This window comes from Pseudonocardia sp. ICBG1142, from assembly GCF_020496255.1.
In the GTDB taxonomy this organism is placed as follows: domain Bacteria; phylum Actinomycetota; class Actinomycetes; order Mycobacteriales; family Pseudonocardiaceae; genus Pseudonocardia.
Map to the genome: position 1 here is coordinate 204,230 of NZ_JAHLJC010000031.1, position 13,996 is coordinate 218,225.

Here is a 13,996-nt window from a genome sequence, read left to right on the forward strand (position 1 = left end):
GGTTGCCCTAAACACTGAACAGGAGAGGATGGACATGCACGGAACCAGGAGGATCGTCGGCGGCGCGCTGCTCGCGATCCTGGCAGTGCTCGCGCTCACCGCCTGTGGCGGCGCCGCGGAGCAGGGCGGCGACCAGCCTCCCGCCGGTCAGGCCTCCGGGACGTTCCCGGTCACCATCACCCACGCGCTGGGCGAGGCCACGATCCCGGCGGCACCCACCCGGATCGTGGCGCTCAGCTACGAGCAGGACCTGCTGAGCCAGATCGGGATCACCACCGTCGGGCACAACGAGAACGCCGTCACCCCCGGCAGGCCCTACCCCTGGGAGGAGGGCAAGGTCGACTTCGCGGGCAGCGAGGTGGTGGTCGAGCCGTCCCAGGAGGTCAACCTCGAGAAGATCGCGGCGCTGCAGCCGGACCTCATCCTGGCGACGAACCTGAGCACGATCGACAAGTTCTACCCGCAGCTCAGCCAGATCGCGCCGACCGTCGTGTACCAGAAGGGGTGGAACAAAGACACCTGGCAGGACAACGCGGCGCTGATCGGGAAGGCCGTCGGTAAGGAGGCCGATGTCGCCCGCGTGGTCCAGGGCGTCGAGAAGAAGATCTCCGACACGGCCGCGGCCATCCCCGGCCTGCAGGGGAAGACCTACGCCACCGCCTACTACTACGAGCGTGGCACGTTCGTCGTCCCCACCGACTCCACGACCACCATGCCTCAGGTCTACGCCGCGCTCGGGCTGCGGATCGACCCGGAGATCGCCGCGAACGTGAAGAACCGGTCGCTGTCGGCCGAACAGATCGGCCTGCTCGACGTCGACTACCTGTCGCTGTCGTTCGCCAACGCCGACCTGCGCTCCCAGCTCTTCGCCGACCCGCTGTTCGCCAACCTCGACGTCGTGAAGCAGCAGCGCTACTTCGAGTCCGACGAGGCCGGTGGCGTCGCCGAGAACTACCCGACGGTCCTCAACATCCCCTGGACCATCGACCGTCAGCTCGACGTCCTCAAGAAGGTCGGCGCCGCGACGGGCTGACCGGGACCGGTCCGCAGCCGCCCGGCGTCCAACGCCGCGCGGCTGCGGATCCGGTGTCCCCGCTCGCGATGTACGAGATCCGTGTCGTTCCGGGGTCAGTACCAGGGTGTGCGTCCCCAGGGTTTGACGACCGAGAGGGCGGTGACCGCGGTCAGGACGGTGACTCCGGTGATCGAGATGGCCAGGACCTCTGCCGCGGTGCCGGCGGGTTCGGCCGCGGCCGGGATGGTCTCGGTGAGCTCGTGCAGGCGGGGGGCGGAGAGGAACGGGATGGCCAGCAGGAGCCCGGCGCTGAGGACGAGCTTGGCGAGGACCCACCAGTGCCTGACCAGGCCCCATGGTGTGAGGACCGAGCAGAGGACGCCCGTGATCAGCATGCTGATCGAGAGTGGTGCGTTCACCGCGAGGTCGAAGTAGTGCATGGTCGCGTAGGCGCCGACCCGGACGCTCGGATCCGTCGAGAGGAGTCCGCGGAGCGCGAGGGCCATCATCGCGACGGCCGCTCCGAGCCAGCCGACCGAGACCACGACGTGGACGACGAGCAAGGTCTTCCGGCTGCGCGGCGACAGTGTCCGCCGGCCTCGCGGGCCGCGTCGGGTCCGCCCCGTGGCGGCGCGGAGCGGAGTCGTTGCTGGAGACCGGGCTGCGTGAGTGGTCGGTGGAGCGACATCGCTTGCCGAGGTGGGCTCGTCGGTCACGGCCGCCGGTCCTCTCGAGGGGATACTCGTGGCTGTGGGACAGCGAGCAGCGAACGAGTGCGAGTGAATGTTCACTCACGACGGTAGCAGCGATATACCGGACACGCGTAGCCGTGTTCTGGCGGCCACGCGCACGCTCATGGACGAGCGAGGGGTCGCCCGGGTCCGGGTCGACGCCGTGGCGAAGGAGGCCGGGCTGTCGGCCGGTGCGTTGTATCGGCACTTCTCCGGGCGCGAGGAGCTGATCCTCGCGGTGATTCTCGACAGCGTCCCGCGCAGTATGGGTTTCGAGGGCGCGCCCCACGCCGCGGGGGAGGTCGTGCGCGATGCACTGGCCGGAGTGATCGGGCAGGTCTATGAACACGAGCGGCGGATGGCGGCGGTGGCGGTGACCGTCCTGGCCGACGAGACCTTGCACGAGCGGTTCCGCGACATGCTGGCGCGCGCCCCCGGTGGACCAGAGGAGTTCACGCGGTCACTGGCCGTAGCGCTGCGCAGCTACGTCGATGCCGGCGCCGTGCGCGCCGATCTCGACCCCGATGCCGCCGCCGCGTTGGTGCAGGCGAGGTGCTTCCACCACGCGGTGATGGACCGGCTGCACGGTCCTCGTCCCGCGTTGGGCACGCGGGACGAGGTCACCTCCGAGGTCATGGCGCTCCTGACACCGGATCCCCCGCCCTGAGGGCGCTCGGCCTCACGACGGTCCTCGGGCGAACCTGGCCCGTGGAGATCCCGTGCGCGGTGCCGGTCAGGTGCGCCGCTGCGGGAACCCGGTCCTCACGGTGGATCCAGCCGGCCGAGCAGCTCGGTGAGCCTGCGCATGGTGTCGACGGTCTCGCGGCGCTCGGTCGGGCTCAGGCGGTCGAAGGTCTGGCGTTGACGCTCGCTCAGTCGATGCTGCTGCTCCCGGACGATCGAGCGGCCCCGGTCGGTGAGGGTGACCTCGACCCGCCGTTGGTCGTGGGGGCTGCGTCGACGGTCGACGATGCCGTTGCGTTCCAACGTCGTGAGCATCCCGGTGACGGTGGGGGAGGACACGGCGGCGCGGGCGGCGAGCTCGCCGACCGACAGTGCGCCACTGGAGTCGAGCTCTTCGACGAGGTGCAGCTGGGCCAGGGGCAGCGACGGGTCGCAGCTCCGGGCCAGGGCGGCGCGGACCTGCCGCATGCGGGCGAACAGCTCGCCGGAGGCCGTGCGGAACTCGCCGAACCCGGCCGGCTCGGGAGCACTGCCGCTCACGCGAGCGGCGAGAACGCAGCGGGCCAGGCCATGATCGAGTCGGCCTCGATGATGTGCTCCGGACCTCCCGGTGGGGGCCAGCGGTGGGTCGCGACGAGGTCGCGGCGGACCTCGACCCGCTGGTCGAGGCTGTCGAACGGCCAGATGTGCACGATGCGGGCGGGCCCGTCGAGTGCGTACATCACCACCGTGATCGGGTCCACGACGTGGCGGCCGGGCAGCCGCTGGCGCCAGCCGTCGATGGTGGCGGGCAGGCCACCGGGGACGAGGTGGTAGTCGCGGATCTCGTAGATCCGCCCGAACCCGCCGGGTCGGACGCGGGGCACGAACGGGAACGGGGCGAAGCCGGCCATCGAGAGGTCGGTGAGGTGGTCGCCGGCGCCGAAGGGGTGGCGGGACGCGGCGGCACGTGCGCGCTCGGCGGCCAGCTCGGCGTCGTCGTCGAAGGACCGGAGGACATAGGCCCGGCCGACCGGTCCGTGTTCGGCGTACCAGCAGCCGAGGAACTCGCCGTGGGCGTCGGGTGCGGTGACCCACGGCTCGACCCCGGCGAGCGCGGCGTCGGCGCCGGTCAGCCTGAAGTGCAGCGTCGTGTACTCGTAGCGGACCGCGCGGGACGCGGGATCGAGGTCCTCGCCCGTGATCGGAGCCGGCTCGGTCATGGGGTGGTCCCTCCGGTTGCCGCGACAGAACAGTAGGAACCTACATGTTAGGAGCCTATGCAGTCGCCGTCGACGAGGCCGGGCGGTGTCGACCCGCTGGGTCAGGGGAGCCGGAGAAGCCGGCCCACGGCGGTCCCGACGACGGCCGCCGGTACGGCGAAGACGAGTACCAGCAGCGTCCACCTCTCCCAGGAGTCCGTCTGCAGGTACTGCCAGAAGTCGCGGTGGCGCGAGGAGAACCCGATCATCCAGTGCGCTTTCAGCAGGTAGTAGGTGCTGACCGCCGCGATGCCGCAGGCGAGCACCGACATCAGGTTGGTGCTGAACCTGCGGGACACCATCGCCGAGAGCCCGAGGACCGCGGCCCATGACCACCAGGTGTCGGTCACCGCGACGATCGAGCCGAACTCGGCGAGCCGGGCGCTGGCCGACAGCGCACCCCACCCACATCCGAGCACGGCCGTCAGCACGGGGAGCACGATCATCGACGCGCCCCTGGAGTGCGCGGGACGATGCTTCGGGACGGTCGGTGCGTGTGCGGTCGTCGGCGTCACGTCCACCACCCTCGGCTCGGCGGTGTTGCGAGACCGTAAGCGACGCCGGACGGTGCTGGCTCCTAGTCTGGACGGTCCAGCGAGCCGGGGAGGGATCGTGCGGGTACTCGTCGTCGAGGACGACCAGGACATCCGGGAGGCCATGCGGGCCGGGCTGAGTTCCGACTCCGCCGTCGTCGACGTCGCCGCGGACGGCCACGAGGCGCTCGACCTGCTGGGGCTCAACGACTACGACGTCGCGGTCCTCGACCGTGACGTGCCCGGTCCGGACGGGGACGAGATCGCCCGCCGGATCGGGCACCGCGGCCCCGGCCCGCGGATCATCATGGTGACCGCCGCAGGAGGCCTGGCGGAGAAGGAGGACGGCTTCGGCGCCGGCGCCGACGACTACCTCACCAAGCCGTTCGTCATGAGAGAGCTGCAGCTGCGCGTGCGCGCCCTGGCCCGACGGTCGACGCGTGCCCTGCCCGTGGTGCACGAGTACGGCGGCCTGCGGGTGGACACCCACCGGCACGAGGTCCACCGCGACGGCAGACTCGTGCCGCTCACACCCAAGCAGTTCGCCGTGCTCGAGGTACTGGCGGGCGAGGCCGGCGGTGTGGTCAGCGCCGAAGACCTGCTGGCCCGCGCCTGGGACGAGAACATCGACCCGTTCACCAACTCCGTGCGCGTCACGATCTCCGCACTGCGCAGGCGACTCGGCGAGCCGTGGATCATCGAGACCGTGCCCGGGGTCGGATACCGGCTGTGTACCGACGGCGTGGGGTGACCGGGCGGGTGCACCTGGGCATCCGTGCCAAGCTGACGCTCAGCTACGTCGGCCTGTTCCTCGGGACCACAACGGTGCTGCTGGCGGTGGTGGCGCTGTTCATCCTGCGCTACATCCCCGACGCCGCCCTCGTCCGCGCGGACACCGACGGGTGGGCCCCGGGTCGGCAGGACATCTTCGAGGCGTTCGCGCCGCGGGCCGCGGTCGTCGTCGTGGTGCTGTTCGGCGTGGCCCTGGGGGTCTCGTGGTTCCTGGCGGGCCGCATCCTGCGCCCGCTGCCGGGTCTGACCCGCGCCGCGCAGCTGACCTCGCAAGGGCTGCTGACCCACCGCATCCGCTACGCCGGCGCCCGTGACGAGCTCGGGCGGCTCGCCGACACCTTCGACGACATGCTCGCCCAGCTGCAGCGCCACGACGACCAGCAGCGCCGCTTCGCCGCGAACGCCTCGCACGAGCTGCGGACCCCGCTGGCCGCGACGAGGGCGCTGCTCGACGTCGCCGAGGCCGACCCCGGCTCGCTCGACACCGGAGACCTGCTGGGGCGGCTCCGGCGGATCAACGAACACGCCATCGCGACCACCGAGGCGATGCTGGTGATGGCTCGCTCGCAGGAGGGGCAGCTGACCACCGAGCGGGTGGACCTGTCGCTGGTCGCGGAGGAAGCCGTCGAGACGCTGGTCCCGGTGGCCGACCGCCGGAGGGTGACCCTCGACGCCGACGGGACCGAACCCGCCCCCTGCTCCGGATCGGCGCCGCTGCTGCTGCAGATGACACAGAACCTGCTGCACAACGCGATCGTCCACAACCTCGACGGCGGCCGGGTCGGGATCCGCACGGGAACCGAGGGCGGGCACGCCTGGGTGGAGGTGGACAACACCGGACCCGTCGTACCGCAGGAGGCGCTGCCGAGCCTGACCGATGCGTTCCGGCGGGTCGACGACCGCGGGCGGAGCGGCCACGCGGCCGGAGCGGGACTAGGGTTGTCGGTGGTCGCGGCGATCGTGCGGGCACACCGCGGGTCCCTCGAACTGGGGGCGCGTGACGGTGGGGGCCTGCGGGTGCGGGTCGATCTGCCCGCACGGTGAGAGCCGACCGGCCTGCCGCGACGAGAGGGAGCGGCCGTTGCCCGATCCTGCAGATGGGCGGAACCACCACATGAAGGCTCCCGTACGGTCACGCCGGGGTTGGCGACGTCTGGTCGCCGCCGCGGCCGTGGCGGGCGTCGTCGCCGTCTCGGCGGCGTGCGGCCCCGGTGACGGCGTCGACTCCGGCGACGGAACCAGGTTCACGTACTGGTCGATGTGGCGGCCCACGGAGCCCCAGGGCCAGGTCCTCCAGTCCTCCATCGACCAGTTCACCAGGGACACCGGGATCACGGTCGACGTCCGGTGGCAAGGACGGCGGGTGCTGGACAATCTGGCCCCGTCGCTGCCCCAGGGGGCCTACGCCGACCTGGTGGACCAGTCCAGGACCAAGCTCCGCACCGTCCTGGCCGACACCGGCCAGTCCGCGGACATGACCCCTGTCCTCGACCAGCCGATCCCGGGGGAGAACAAGAGGATCTCGGAGGTCATCCCACCGAAGTACCGGCCCTTCCTCAACGGGCGGGACGGCAAGCCCTACCTGATCCCCTACGAGGTGACCGGCGAGGCACTGTGGTTGGACGCGGCGAAGTACCCGGACGTCGCTGCGAAGCCACCGGAGAACTGGGACGACTTCGTCGCCGTGCTCGCCAGGATCCAGGCGAGCGGCGTGACACCGATCGCGCTCGACACCAACAAGGCGTTCTGGCCGTTGCTGGTCCTGCAGCGAGCGCTGGGACCACAGGATCTGGTGCGGTCGGCCGGCGACCGGACGGGCGAGGCGTGGAACGCCCCGGCCGTCCTGGACGCTGTCGATAGGCTCGAGCAGCTGGTGCGCCGCGGCTACTTCGGCCACGCCTACACCGACGCGCAGTTCCCGGCCGGGCAGATCAAGTGGGCCCAGGGCAGGGCCGCGTTGTTCCTGCAGGGATCCTGGAGGCTTATTCAGGCTCCGTCAGGTAAGTGTGTAGAAGATGAGTCCGATGACTGCCGAGATTGTCGTTTTAAATGTGGCGTAGGGCCGCCGGTAGTCTGTGTGGAGAACTTTCCACGTTTTGATATGGGCGATGACTCGTTCGATGGTGGCGCGTGTGTGGTTGAGGCTCTTGTTGAATGTTTTTTGCCAGTTGAGAAGTTCCCGGCCGGGTGGTTTTTTGAACGGGGTGAGCATGCCGCGCCCGATGTATCCTTTATCGCCGATCGGGGGGTATGTGGCGAGGTGGTCGAGGGCGCCGGATTGGTCGAGGCAATATAGGTCGTGTCGGGAGCCTGGGGTCGGGTCGGAGATCCACGACAGCTGCCCTTCCAGGGTGGCTGCGACCTGGACGACGACGCCGGTGGTGCGATGCTTGCCCGACCACAGACCCGGCACCGCGGCCCATGACCAGCAGGGCAGCAAGGTTCCATCGATGATGTACTGCCGATCGGCACGAAGCTCCTCTGCCGTCGGAACGACACTCCGCAGCGCCTGTGCCAGCAACGGTGTCACCCCCGTGATCGCTCGACTAACCGTCGACTGCGACACCCCATAGGTTTCCGCCAACTCCCACTGCACACGATTCCCGCGCAGATACGCCAACGTGATCACCACCGACCAGAACAACCCCAGAACCGGCGGCCAAGACAAACGTGCCTCCGTCGCGTCCCGCTGATCCTGCTCATACACTATAGCGACAAGATCCTGAATTTCATCACGCCGGAAACCAGTGGTATAGTACATACTGCGGCAGCCCGTTCATCTCGGATTGATTCGGCAAACCAATATTCGCGATGGACGGGCTGTCGCCCAACCCGACACGCCGGGCTAGATCGTTATTTCACGGGGCCTGAATAAGCCTCCTGGCTTCCGAGCGAGGCCGAACCGTACATGGCGCCGAGCTTCAGACCGACCTCCATCCAACTCCCGGCCATCAACGGTGGCGACCCGGTCGTGAGCGTGGAACTCTTCGGTTTCGCCATCCCCAAGTCCGCCAAGAACGGCGCGGCGGCACAGAAGTTCATCGCGTACTTCATGAATCGCAGCCAGCTGGAGAAGATCTCCGAGCGGGCGGACAACCTCACCCCGCGAGCCGACATCCCGGCACCGCGGCAGCTCGCGTCACTCGAGAACGCACTTTCCCGACGCGAGGTCTATCCCTGGGGTTCGGGTCTCGACCTCGAGTACGGGCCGTGGACCCACGAGGTCCTCGATCCCCCCGCGGCAGCACTCATGCAGGGCCAGATCTCGGCAGTCGACTTCGTCGCTCAGATGAAGCAGAGGTCGATCGCTTTCTGGAAGAACCACGACTGACGGCGACAATCGTTCGGAGTCGCCCGTGGTCGGACGGTGGCGATTCTGTTTCGTGTCGTCCATGAGGCTTATTCAGGCCCCGTGAAATAACGATCTAGCCCGGCGTGTCGGGTTGGGCGACAGCCCGTCCATCGCGAAGATTAATTTGCCGAATCAATCCAAGATGAACGGGTTGTCGCAGTATGTACTATGCCACTGGCTTTCGGCGTGATGAGATTCAGGATCTTGCCGCTCTGGTGCATGAGCAGGATCAGCGGAACGCGACTGGCCTGCGACGGCCTTGGCCGCCGATTCTGGGGTTGTTCTGGTCGGTGGTGATCACGTTGGCGTATCTGCGCGGGAATCGTGTGCAGTGGGAGTTGGCGGAAACCTATGGGGTGTCGCAGTCGACGGTTAGTCGAGCGATCACGGGGGTGACACCGTTGCTGGCACAGGCGCTGCGGAGTGTCGTTCCGACGGCAGAGGAGCTTCGTGCCGATCGGCAGTACATCATCGATGGAACCTTGCTGCCCTGCTGGTCATGGGCCGCGGTGCCGGGTCTGTGGTCGGGCAAGCATCGCACCACCGGCGTCGTCGTCCAGGTCGCAGCCACCCTGGAAGGGCAGCTGTCGTGGATCTCCGACCCGACCCCAGGCTCCCGACACGACCTATATTGCCTCGACCAATCCGGCGCCCTCGACCACCTCGCCACATACCCCCCGATCGGCGATAAAGGATACATCGGGCGCGGCATGCTCACCCCGTTCAAAAAACCACCCGGCCGGGAACTTCTCGACTGGCAAAAAACATTCAACAAGAGCCTCAACCACACACGCGCCACCATCGAACGAGTCATCGCCCATATCAAAACGTGGAAAGTTCTCCACACAGACTACCGGCGGCCCTACGCCACATTTAAAACGACAATCTCGGCAGTCATCGGACTCATCTTCTACACACTTACCTGACGGAGCCTGAATAAGCCTCCATGTCGCTGCGCTGTCCACGGCGGTCGTTCCCCGGTGGTGCCGGTTCAGATCGCGGCGCGGCGGGACAACGCGGTGGCGCCGGCGCTCTCGGCGTCGGGAAGAGCGCCGGTGATGATCTCCAGCCCACGGACGGCTGCCGGGCCGGCGTGGTCCCGGAGCGTGGCGGTCATGGCCCTTCTGATCTCGTCGTCGAACGGGCGGAGGGCCGAGTCGATCACGATGGCCTGTGGCTCGAGGATCGCGCAGGTGGGTGCGAGGAGACGGCCGAGAGTGGTGCCCAGCGCGCGTCGTCCACGCCGCGACAGGGGACGGTCGTCCCCGTGGGCCTCATCGCTGGTGACATCCTCCGAGTCACGCTGGCGGGGGATCTCGGCTCGTGTCGGGCCCAGGACGCTGCCCAGGCACCCCCGCCTGCCACAGAGGCACGGCGGGCCGTCCTCCTCGACGTGCAGGTGCGCGATGGATCCGGTGAGCTCCCGCCCGCTGCGGCGGACCGTGCCGTTCATGACCACTGCGGCTCCGATGCTGTTCCTCGAGCACTTCAGGTACACGAACTCCGGGTTCCGGCGGGCCGCGCCGAACTCGAACTCCCCGAGCGCGGCCAGGCTGGCGTGGTAGGCGACGAGCGCGGGTCGGTGGGCCTCGCCGAGGACGCCGGCCCGCGTGCGGTCCGAGAGTGCCTCCTCGACCAAGGTGGTCATCGAGATCTGTCCCTCGGGGTCGGGGAAGCAGGGGACGCCGACCACCACGCGCTCGAGAACGGGGGTGAGTGGGGTGCGCACCTCCGCGAGGAGCTCGTCCAGGAGGGCGCGCGCCACGGGGAGCACACTGCCCTCCGCGAGCTGCGCCAGGCTTCTCCGCCCGCTGCCCCACTGCTTGGCGTCGGAGTCGTGGAGGGTCACCCGCACGTGGTGGCGGTGGACGATCACCGCCGCGACGAGGCGGACGGCCTCGCTGGCACGCAGCAGCATCGCCGGTCGGCCCCGTCGGTGGGTGGGTCGGGTGGGGTTCTCCTCCACCCTGCCGTCCGAGACCAGGGAGGCGACCGCGGCGGTGACGGTGGTGCGGGGCAATCCCAGCAGCTCAGCGATCTGTGACCGGGTCACATTGGGGTGTTGCTGGATCGAACTGAGCACCAGTTCGCGATTGCGCATGCTCCCTCACCTACTGCTGGCTGTTGGACGGGCCGAACTCACCCCTCGGGCGGGCGGACGGGGCCGTGGGGCATCCGGGCATCGCTCGGCGCGGCTGAGCCGGGCCCGGGGCTGAGCTCAGCTCAGGCTGCACGGCGGTCGTCGTCGGCAGGTCACGGAACTGTCCTAGCCGTGTCACAGCGATGTCGCCGATGTGACAGATCTGCAGCCGGTGAGGGACCGGGCACGCCGGGTCACCGTGCTCCCGGCGGTCAGAACCCGTGAGCGGCGTAGGCCGCGAACGACACGGGCACGGTCTCCACGTCCGCGCAGAGTTGCCGCCGGGTCAGCGGCCACTGGTAGAGGGCGTGCACTCGTTGCCCCGTCGCCCGCACCGCCCGTGCCAAGTTCGCGGCGGCGACGGCGTCGTCGGAGAACACCTCGCCGATCACCCATGGCCGTGACCCGAGGCCGGCGGCACGGGTGGTTCGGTGCGCGGACAGGAAACGTGCCCACTCGTCGTTGGCCGGGGTGCCGTAGAAGTGGAACTCGAGACGGTCGGGCGCGACGTCGCGGTAGATCTCGGGCAGCATGGTGAACCGTTCGGTGTCGCCGATGCACGAGAACCCGACGGTGTCGGCGGTGCCGTGGCGCTCGGTGTAGTCCTGCCACAGCTGTCGGGCGCAGCGCAGCGCCACCGGCCGGCCCGGTGGTGGTACGAGCTCGTTGGACAGGTCCAGCAGGTAGGGCAGGCCGGAGGCCCGTACGACGGCTCGGGCGTGCTCGACGATGCCGAGGTTCTCCAGGTAGAGGCCCTGCTCCCAGCGCGTCCAGCTCTTCGGTGAGTTCTGCTTGCCGGGGAACAGCCCGATCTCCACCTCCTGGAAGCCCGTCGCGCGGACGGCGGCGAGCAGACCGGCGAGCGCGGCGACCGACCGATCGCTCATCCGGCCACCGGTCGAGTCGATGAAGGTCCCCTCGTCGGGTCCGTGCTTGTGGAACACCGGAATGCGTAGCCGTCGCTGCCCCGCGGCGTGCATCTGCCGAAGCCGGTCCAGGATCCGCCGCGGGGCCCGGTGGTAGGCACTGATCACCCCGTACGGTTCACGGCGGCAGCCCGCTGCCAGGTCGTACCAGCCGAAGTTCGATCCGCCACGGTGCTCGGCGGTCGATGTGGCCAGGTCGCCCTCTCCGCGTTCCGATGATTCCGGCAATGCAGCGGTGAATGCCGTCATTGCGGCGATCTTCAGCAGGGACCGTCGGTTCATGGTGGCTCCTCGGTCGGCTTGTCGATGATGTTCCCGTCCGATTTCGGCGATCGAGGGGAACGTGACAGTCGTCTCGATCCGCAGCGCATTCGTCGGGCGGCAAAGCGCGGGGCGCCAGGAAGCTCGTCGTGATCGACCTGGTGCTGACAGTACCCACCTGTCAACGGTCGCTACTCCGAACGGCCTGATTCCGACATTGAACCGGCCCTGCTCATTTAATCCGGGTCAGTGCTCGCGCAAGGTGGGGTCATCGGCCAGCGAGTCGCCTCGTCGGCACAGTTCCTTTGCTTCATGTCGAGAGGATGGAATGGTCAAGTCGGTTCCCCGGCCGAGCAGGTTGGCTCCCTCGACGGACCTGCCGCCACCGACGGTCCGGCCATCGCCGGTGTCGGTGGCGGCGCCGTCCCCCGCACGGTGGTGGATGCAGTTCCGTCGCGCGGTGTTCGCGGTCGACGGGACGGTCGTGGTCGTCGCAGCGGCCGTGTTCTGGGCATTCGGATACCGGCACGGGGTCTCCGGGTCGGGTGCGCTGGCGCATGTTCCGGTCGCGCTCGTGGCGCCGGCACTGATACTGGCGGCGGCGGCAGGTACCCAGGCCTGGGACGCGTCCGTTCTCGGCCACGGCACGACGGAGTACCACCGGGTCGGTCGGGCCGGCGCGTTGGCCGCGGTCCTGCTCGGCCTCGCCGGCCTCGCGTTCGGCTCGCTGTCGGTGCGTCCGTGGGTGTTCGGGGCGATCCCGGTCACCACGGTGCTGTTGGTGCTGGGCCGCTGGCTCGTGCGCCGACCGCTGCATGCCGCGCGCCGCTCCGGTCGGTGCAGCCGTTCGACCCTCGCGGTGGGTGACCCGCGTGCGGTCCGGGACCTCGTGCTGCGTACGCGTCGTGATCCGTACTCCGGCTGGGTCGTCACGGGAGCGTGCACGCCCTCCGGGACGGGCACGGGCGGCGAGGCCGACGTCGACGGGGTGCCCGTTCTCGGTGACATCGACGACCTCGGTGCCGTGGTGCGCAGCCGGGGGTTCGAGGTGGTCTCGGTGAGTTCGGGTTCCGGCCTCACCGGTGCGCGGCTGCGTCGGCTCGCATGGGACCTGGAGGAGGCCGGGGCCGACCTGATCGTCGACCCGGGTCTGATGGAGATCGCCGGTCCCCGGCTCCATGTCCGGCCGGTCGACGGGTTTCCGCTGCTGGCGCTGTCCCGCCCGAAGCTCGGTGGCGTACGGCAGGTGGTCAAGACGAGCATGGACGTGCTCGGTGCCCTGGCCCTGCTCGTCCTGGTCGCGCCGGTGCTCCTGCTGATCGCGGTGCTGATCCGGTCCGACGGCGGCCCGGTGTTCTTCCGGCAGCGGCGCGTCGGCCTGGGGGGGACCGAGTTCCAGATGATCAAGTTCCGGTCCATGGTCCCGGCTGCCGAGGATCGCCTGGTCGAGCTGGCCGCGTCCGACACCGGGGCCGGGCCGCTGTTCAAGATGCGGTCCGACCCACGGGTCACCCGGGTGGGGCGGATCCTGCGCCGCTACTCCCTCGATGAGCTGCCGCAGCTGTTCAACGTGCTCAGCGGTTCGATGTCGCTGGTCGGGCCACGTCCGCCGCTGCCGGCCGAGGTGGCCACCTACGGCCCCGAAGCCGCCCGCAAGTTCCTCGTCAAACCCGGCATGACCGGGCTGTGGCAGGTGAGCGGGCGCAGCGACCTGTCGTGGGAGGAGTCGGTGCGGCTGGACCTGCGCTACGTCGAGAACTGGTCGCTCACCGGGGATCTGGTGATCCTCTGGAAGACGTTGCACGCCGTGCTCGGGTCACACGGCGCCTACTGACCGTCGGCAGACGGGGAGGGACACACATCATGCTCGTCGGCTACGCCCCTGGCGTGTACGACCTGTTCCACATCGGACACCTCACGATCCTGCGGCGCGCGGCCGAGCGGTGCGACCGGTTGATCGCCGGTGTGGTCTCGGACGAGATGGCGTCGGCGGCCAAGGGGAGGCTTCCCGTGACGCCGCTCGCCGAGCGCGCCGAGATCGTCGGCGCGCTGGACTGCGTGGACGCGGTCCACATCGAGGAGGTGCCGAGCAAGCTGGCCGCCTGGTGCGCGACCGGCTTCGACGTGATCTTCAAGGGAGACGACTGGCGTGGCACCCCGAAGGGCGACGCCCTCGAACGGCAGCTCGCGGTGGTCGGGGTCGAGGTCGTCTACCTGCCCTACACGGCCCACACGTCGAGCACCCTGCTGCGTGCCGCGCTGACGGAGCTCGCCGCGGGACACGTGCGTCCGCTGCCCCCGCGGTCGGCGTGAACCCGGTC

The 13,996-nt window shown here is 69.2% G+C and carries 15 protein-coding genes and 1 pseudogene; 9 read left to right on the forward strand and 7 right to left on the reverse strand.

Going from position 1 to position 13,996, the window contains the following annotated elements; genetic code table 11:
• The first annotated feature begins 34 nt into the window (after positions 1-34).
• Positions 35-1,033 carry an ABC transporter substrate-binding protein gene (locus KPL59_RS25295; RefSeq protein WP_043282725.1) on the forward strand — a complete coding sequence of 333 codons (999 nt, stop codon included), beginning with the start codon at positions 35-37 and terminating at the stop codon, positions 1,031-1,033.
• Positions 1,034-1,128: 95 nt separating this feature from the next.
• Here the strand turns inward: KPL59_RS25295 and KPL59_RS25300 are convergent, their stop codons facing one another.
• Positions 1,129-1,578, reverse strand: a complete 450-nt coding sequence (locus KPL59_RS25300; protein WP_226362246.1) for a hypothetical protein — start codon at positions 1,576-1,578, stop codon at positions 1,129-1,131.
• Positions 1,579-1,798: 220 nt separating this feature from the next.
• On the opposite strand from KPL59_RS25300, the gene KPL59_RS25305 reads away from it, so the two are divergent.
• Positions 1,799-2,413: a TetR/AcrR family transcriptional regulator gene (locus KPL59_RS25305; protein WP_226362247.1), complete on the forward strand. Its 615-nt coding sequence runs from the start codon at positions 1,799-1,801 to the stop codon at positions 2,411-2,413.
• A 95-nt stretch (positions 2,414-2,508) separates the two neighbouring features.
• Here KPL59_RS25305 and KPL59_RS25310 read toward each other — a convergent pair whose 3' ends face one another.
• The 3 genes from KPL59_RS25310 to KPL59_RS25320 form a co-directional block, all read right to left on the reverse strand.
• Positions 2,509-2,970, reverse strand: coding sequence for a MarR family winged helix-turn-helix transcriptional regulator (locus KPL59_RS25310; RefSeq protein WP_226362248.1), 462 nt, complete (start codon positions 2,968-2,970; stop codon positions 2,509-2,511).
• Positions 2,967-3,632 (reverse strand): NIPSNAP family protein, encoded by a 666-nt coding sequence (locus tag KPL59_RS25315; protein WP_226362249.1) that lies wholly within the window; start codon positions 3,630-3,632, stop codon positions 2,967-2,969. Before KPL59_RS25315 ends, KPL59_RS25310 begins: the two co-directional genes overlap by 4 nt.
• A gap of 101 nt (positions 3,633-3,733) precedes the next feature.
• Entirely contained in the window at positions 3,734-4,186 is a 453-nt protein-coding gene (locus tag KPL59_RS25320) for a hypothetical protein (RefSeq protein WP_226362250.1), read from the reverse strand.
• Positions 4,187-4,283: 97 nt separating this feature from the next.
• Here KPL59_RS25320 and KPL59_RS25325 point away from each other — a divergent pair, with 97 nt between their 5' ends.
• The 3 genes and pseudogenes from KPL59_RS25325 to KPL59_RS37820 form a co-directional block, all read left to right on the forward strand.
• Positions 4,284-4,955, forward strand: a complete 672-nt coding sequence (locus tag KPL59_RS25325) for a response regulator transcription factor (RefSeq protein WP_075306665.1) — start codon at positions 4,284-4,286, stop codon at positions 4,953-4,955.
• Complete coding sequence (locus KPL59_RS25330) at positions 4,934-6,040, forward strand: HAMP domain-containing sensor histidine kinase (protein ID WP_226362251.1); 1,107 nt, start codon at positions 4,934-4,936, stop codon at positions 6,038-6,040. Before KPL59_RS25325 ends, KPL59_RS25330 begins: the two co-directional genes overlap by 22 nt.
• Before the next feature lie 214 nt (positions 6,041-6,254).
• Positions 6,255-6,980 (forward strand): annotated as a pseudogene (locus tag KPL59_RS37820) (ABC transporter substrate-binding protein); the annotation flags it as partial.
• A gap of 12 nt (positions 6,981-6,992) precedes the next feature.
• Here the strand turns inward: KPL59_RS37820 and KPL59_RS25340 are convergent.
• Complete coding sequence (locus tag KPL59_RS25340) at positions 6,993-7,757, reverse strand: transposase (protein WP_226359656.1); 765 nt, start codon at positions 7,755-7,757, stop codon at positions 6,993-6,995.
• Positions 7,758-7,904: 147 nt separating this feature from the next.
• On the opposite strand from KPL59_RS25340, the gene KPL59_RS25345 reads away from it, so the two are divergent.
• Both KPL59_RS25345 and KPL59_RS25350 read left to right on the forward strand, forming a co-directional pair.
• A complete protein-coding gene (locus tag KPL59_RS25345; protein WP_226362252.1) occupies positions 7,905-8,327 on the forward strand; it encodes a hypothetical protein in 423 nt (140 codons plus the stop codon).
• A gap of 182 nt (positions 8,328-8,509) precedes the next feature.
• Positions 8,510-9,274: a transposase gene (locus KPL59_RS25350; protein ID WP_226359769.1), complete on the forward strand. Its 765-nt coding sequence runs from the start codon at positions 8,510-8,512 to the stop codon at positions 9,272-9,274.
• A gap of 65 nt (positions 9,275-9,339) precedes the next feature.
• Here the strand turns inward: KPL59_RS25350 and KPL59_RS25355 are convergent, their stop codons facing one another.
• Complete coding sequence (locus tag KPL59_RS25355) at positions 9,340-10,449, reverse strand: ROK family transcriptional regulator (protein ID WP_226362253.1); 1,110 nt, start codon at positions 10,447-10,449, stop codon at positions 9,340-9,342.
• 251 nt (positions 10,450-10,700) lie between these two features.
• Positions 10,701-11,696: a hypothetical protein gene (locus KPL59_RS25360; RefSeq protein WP_226362254.1), complete on the reverse strand. Its 996-nt coding sequence runs from the start codon at positions 11,694-11,696 to the stop codon at positions 10,701-10,703.
• A gap of 61 nt (positions 11,697-11,757) precedes the next feature.
• Between KPL59_RS25360 and KPL59_RS25365 the strand changes: the two genes are divergently transcribed.
• Both KPL59_RS25365 and KPL59_RS25370 read left to right on the forward strand, forming a co-directional pair.
• Complete coding sequence (locus tag KPL59_RS25365; RefSeq protein ID WP_226362255.1) at positions 11,758-13,509, forward strand: sugar transferase; 1,752 nt, start codon at positions 11,758-11,760, stop codon at positions 13,507-13,509.
• 29 nt (positions 13,510-13,538) lie between these two features.
• Positions 13,539-13,988, forward strand: coding sequence for an adenylyltransferase/cytidyltransferase family protein (locus KPL59_RS25370; protein WP_226362256.1), 450 nt, complete (start codon positions 13,539-13,541; stop codon positions 13,986-13,988).
• Positions 13,989-13,996 lie beyond the last annotated feature (8 nt).

What these genes read in the sequence shown, in the direction of transcription:
- KPL59_RS25370 (WP_226362256.1), top strand. Translation starts at nt 13,539, where the DNA reads ATGCTCGTCGGCTACGCCCCTGGCGTGTACGACCTGTTCCACATCGGA.
- KPL59_RS25355 (WP_226362253.1), bottom strand. Translation starts at nt 10,449, where the DNA reads ATGCGCAATCGCGAACTGGTGCTCAGTTCGATCCAGCAACACCCCAAT.
- KPL59_RS25360 (WP_226362254.1), bottom strand. Translation starts at nt 11,696, where the DNA reads ATGAACCGACGGTCCCTGCTGAAGATCGCCGCAATGACGGCATTCACC.
- KPL59_RS25295 (WP_043282725.1), top strand. Translation starts at nt 35, where the DNA reads ATGCACGGAACCAGGAGGATCGTCGGCGGCGCGCTGCTCGCGATCCTG.
- KPL59_RS25340 (WP_226359656.1), bottom strand. Translation starts at nt 7,757, where the DNA reads ATGTACTATACCACTGGTTTCCGGCGTGATGAAATTCAGGATCTTGTC.
- KPL59_RS25305 (WP_226362247.1), top strand. Translation starts at nt 1,799, where the DNA reads ATGTTCACTCACGACGGTAGCAGCGATATACCGGACACGCGTAGCCGT.
- KPL59_RS25350 (WP_226359769.1), top strand. Translation starts at nt 8,510, where the DNA reads ATGTACTATGCCACTGGCTTTCGGCGTGATGAGATTCAGGATCTTGCC.
- KPL59_RS25315 (WP_226362249.1), bottom strand. Translation starts at nt 3,632, where the DNA reads ATGACCGAGCCGGCTCCGATCACGGGCGAGGACCTCGATCCCGCGTCC.
- KPL59_RS25345 (WP_226362252.1), top strand. Translation starts at nt 7,905, where the DNA reads ATGGCGCCGAGCTTCAGACCGACCTCCATCCAACTCCCGGCCATCAAC.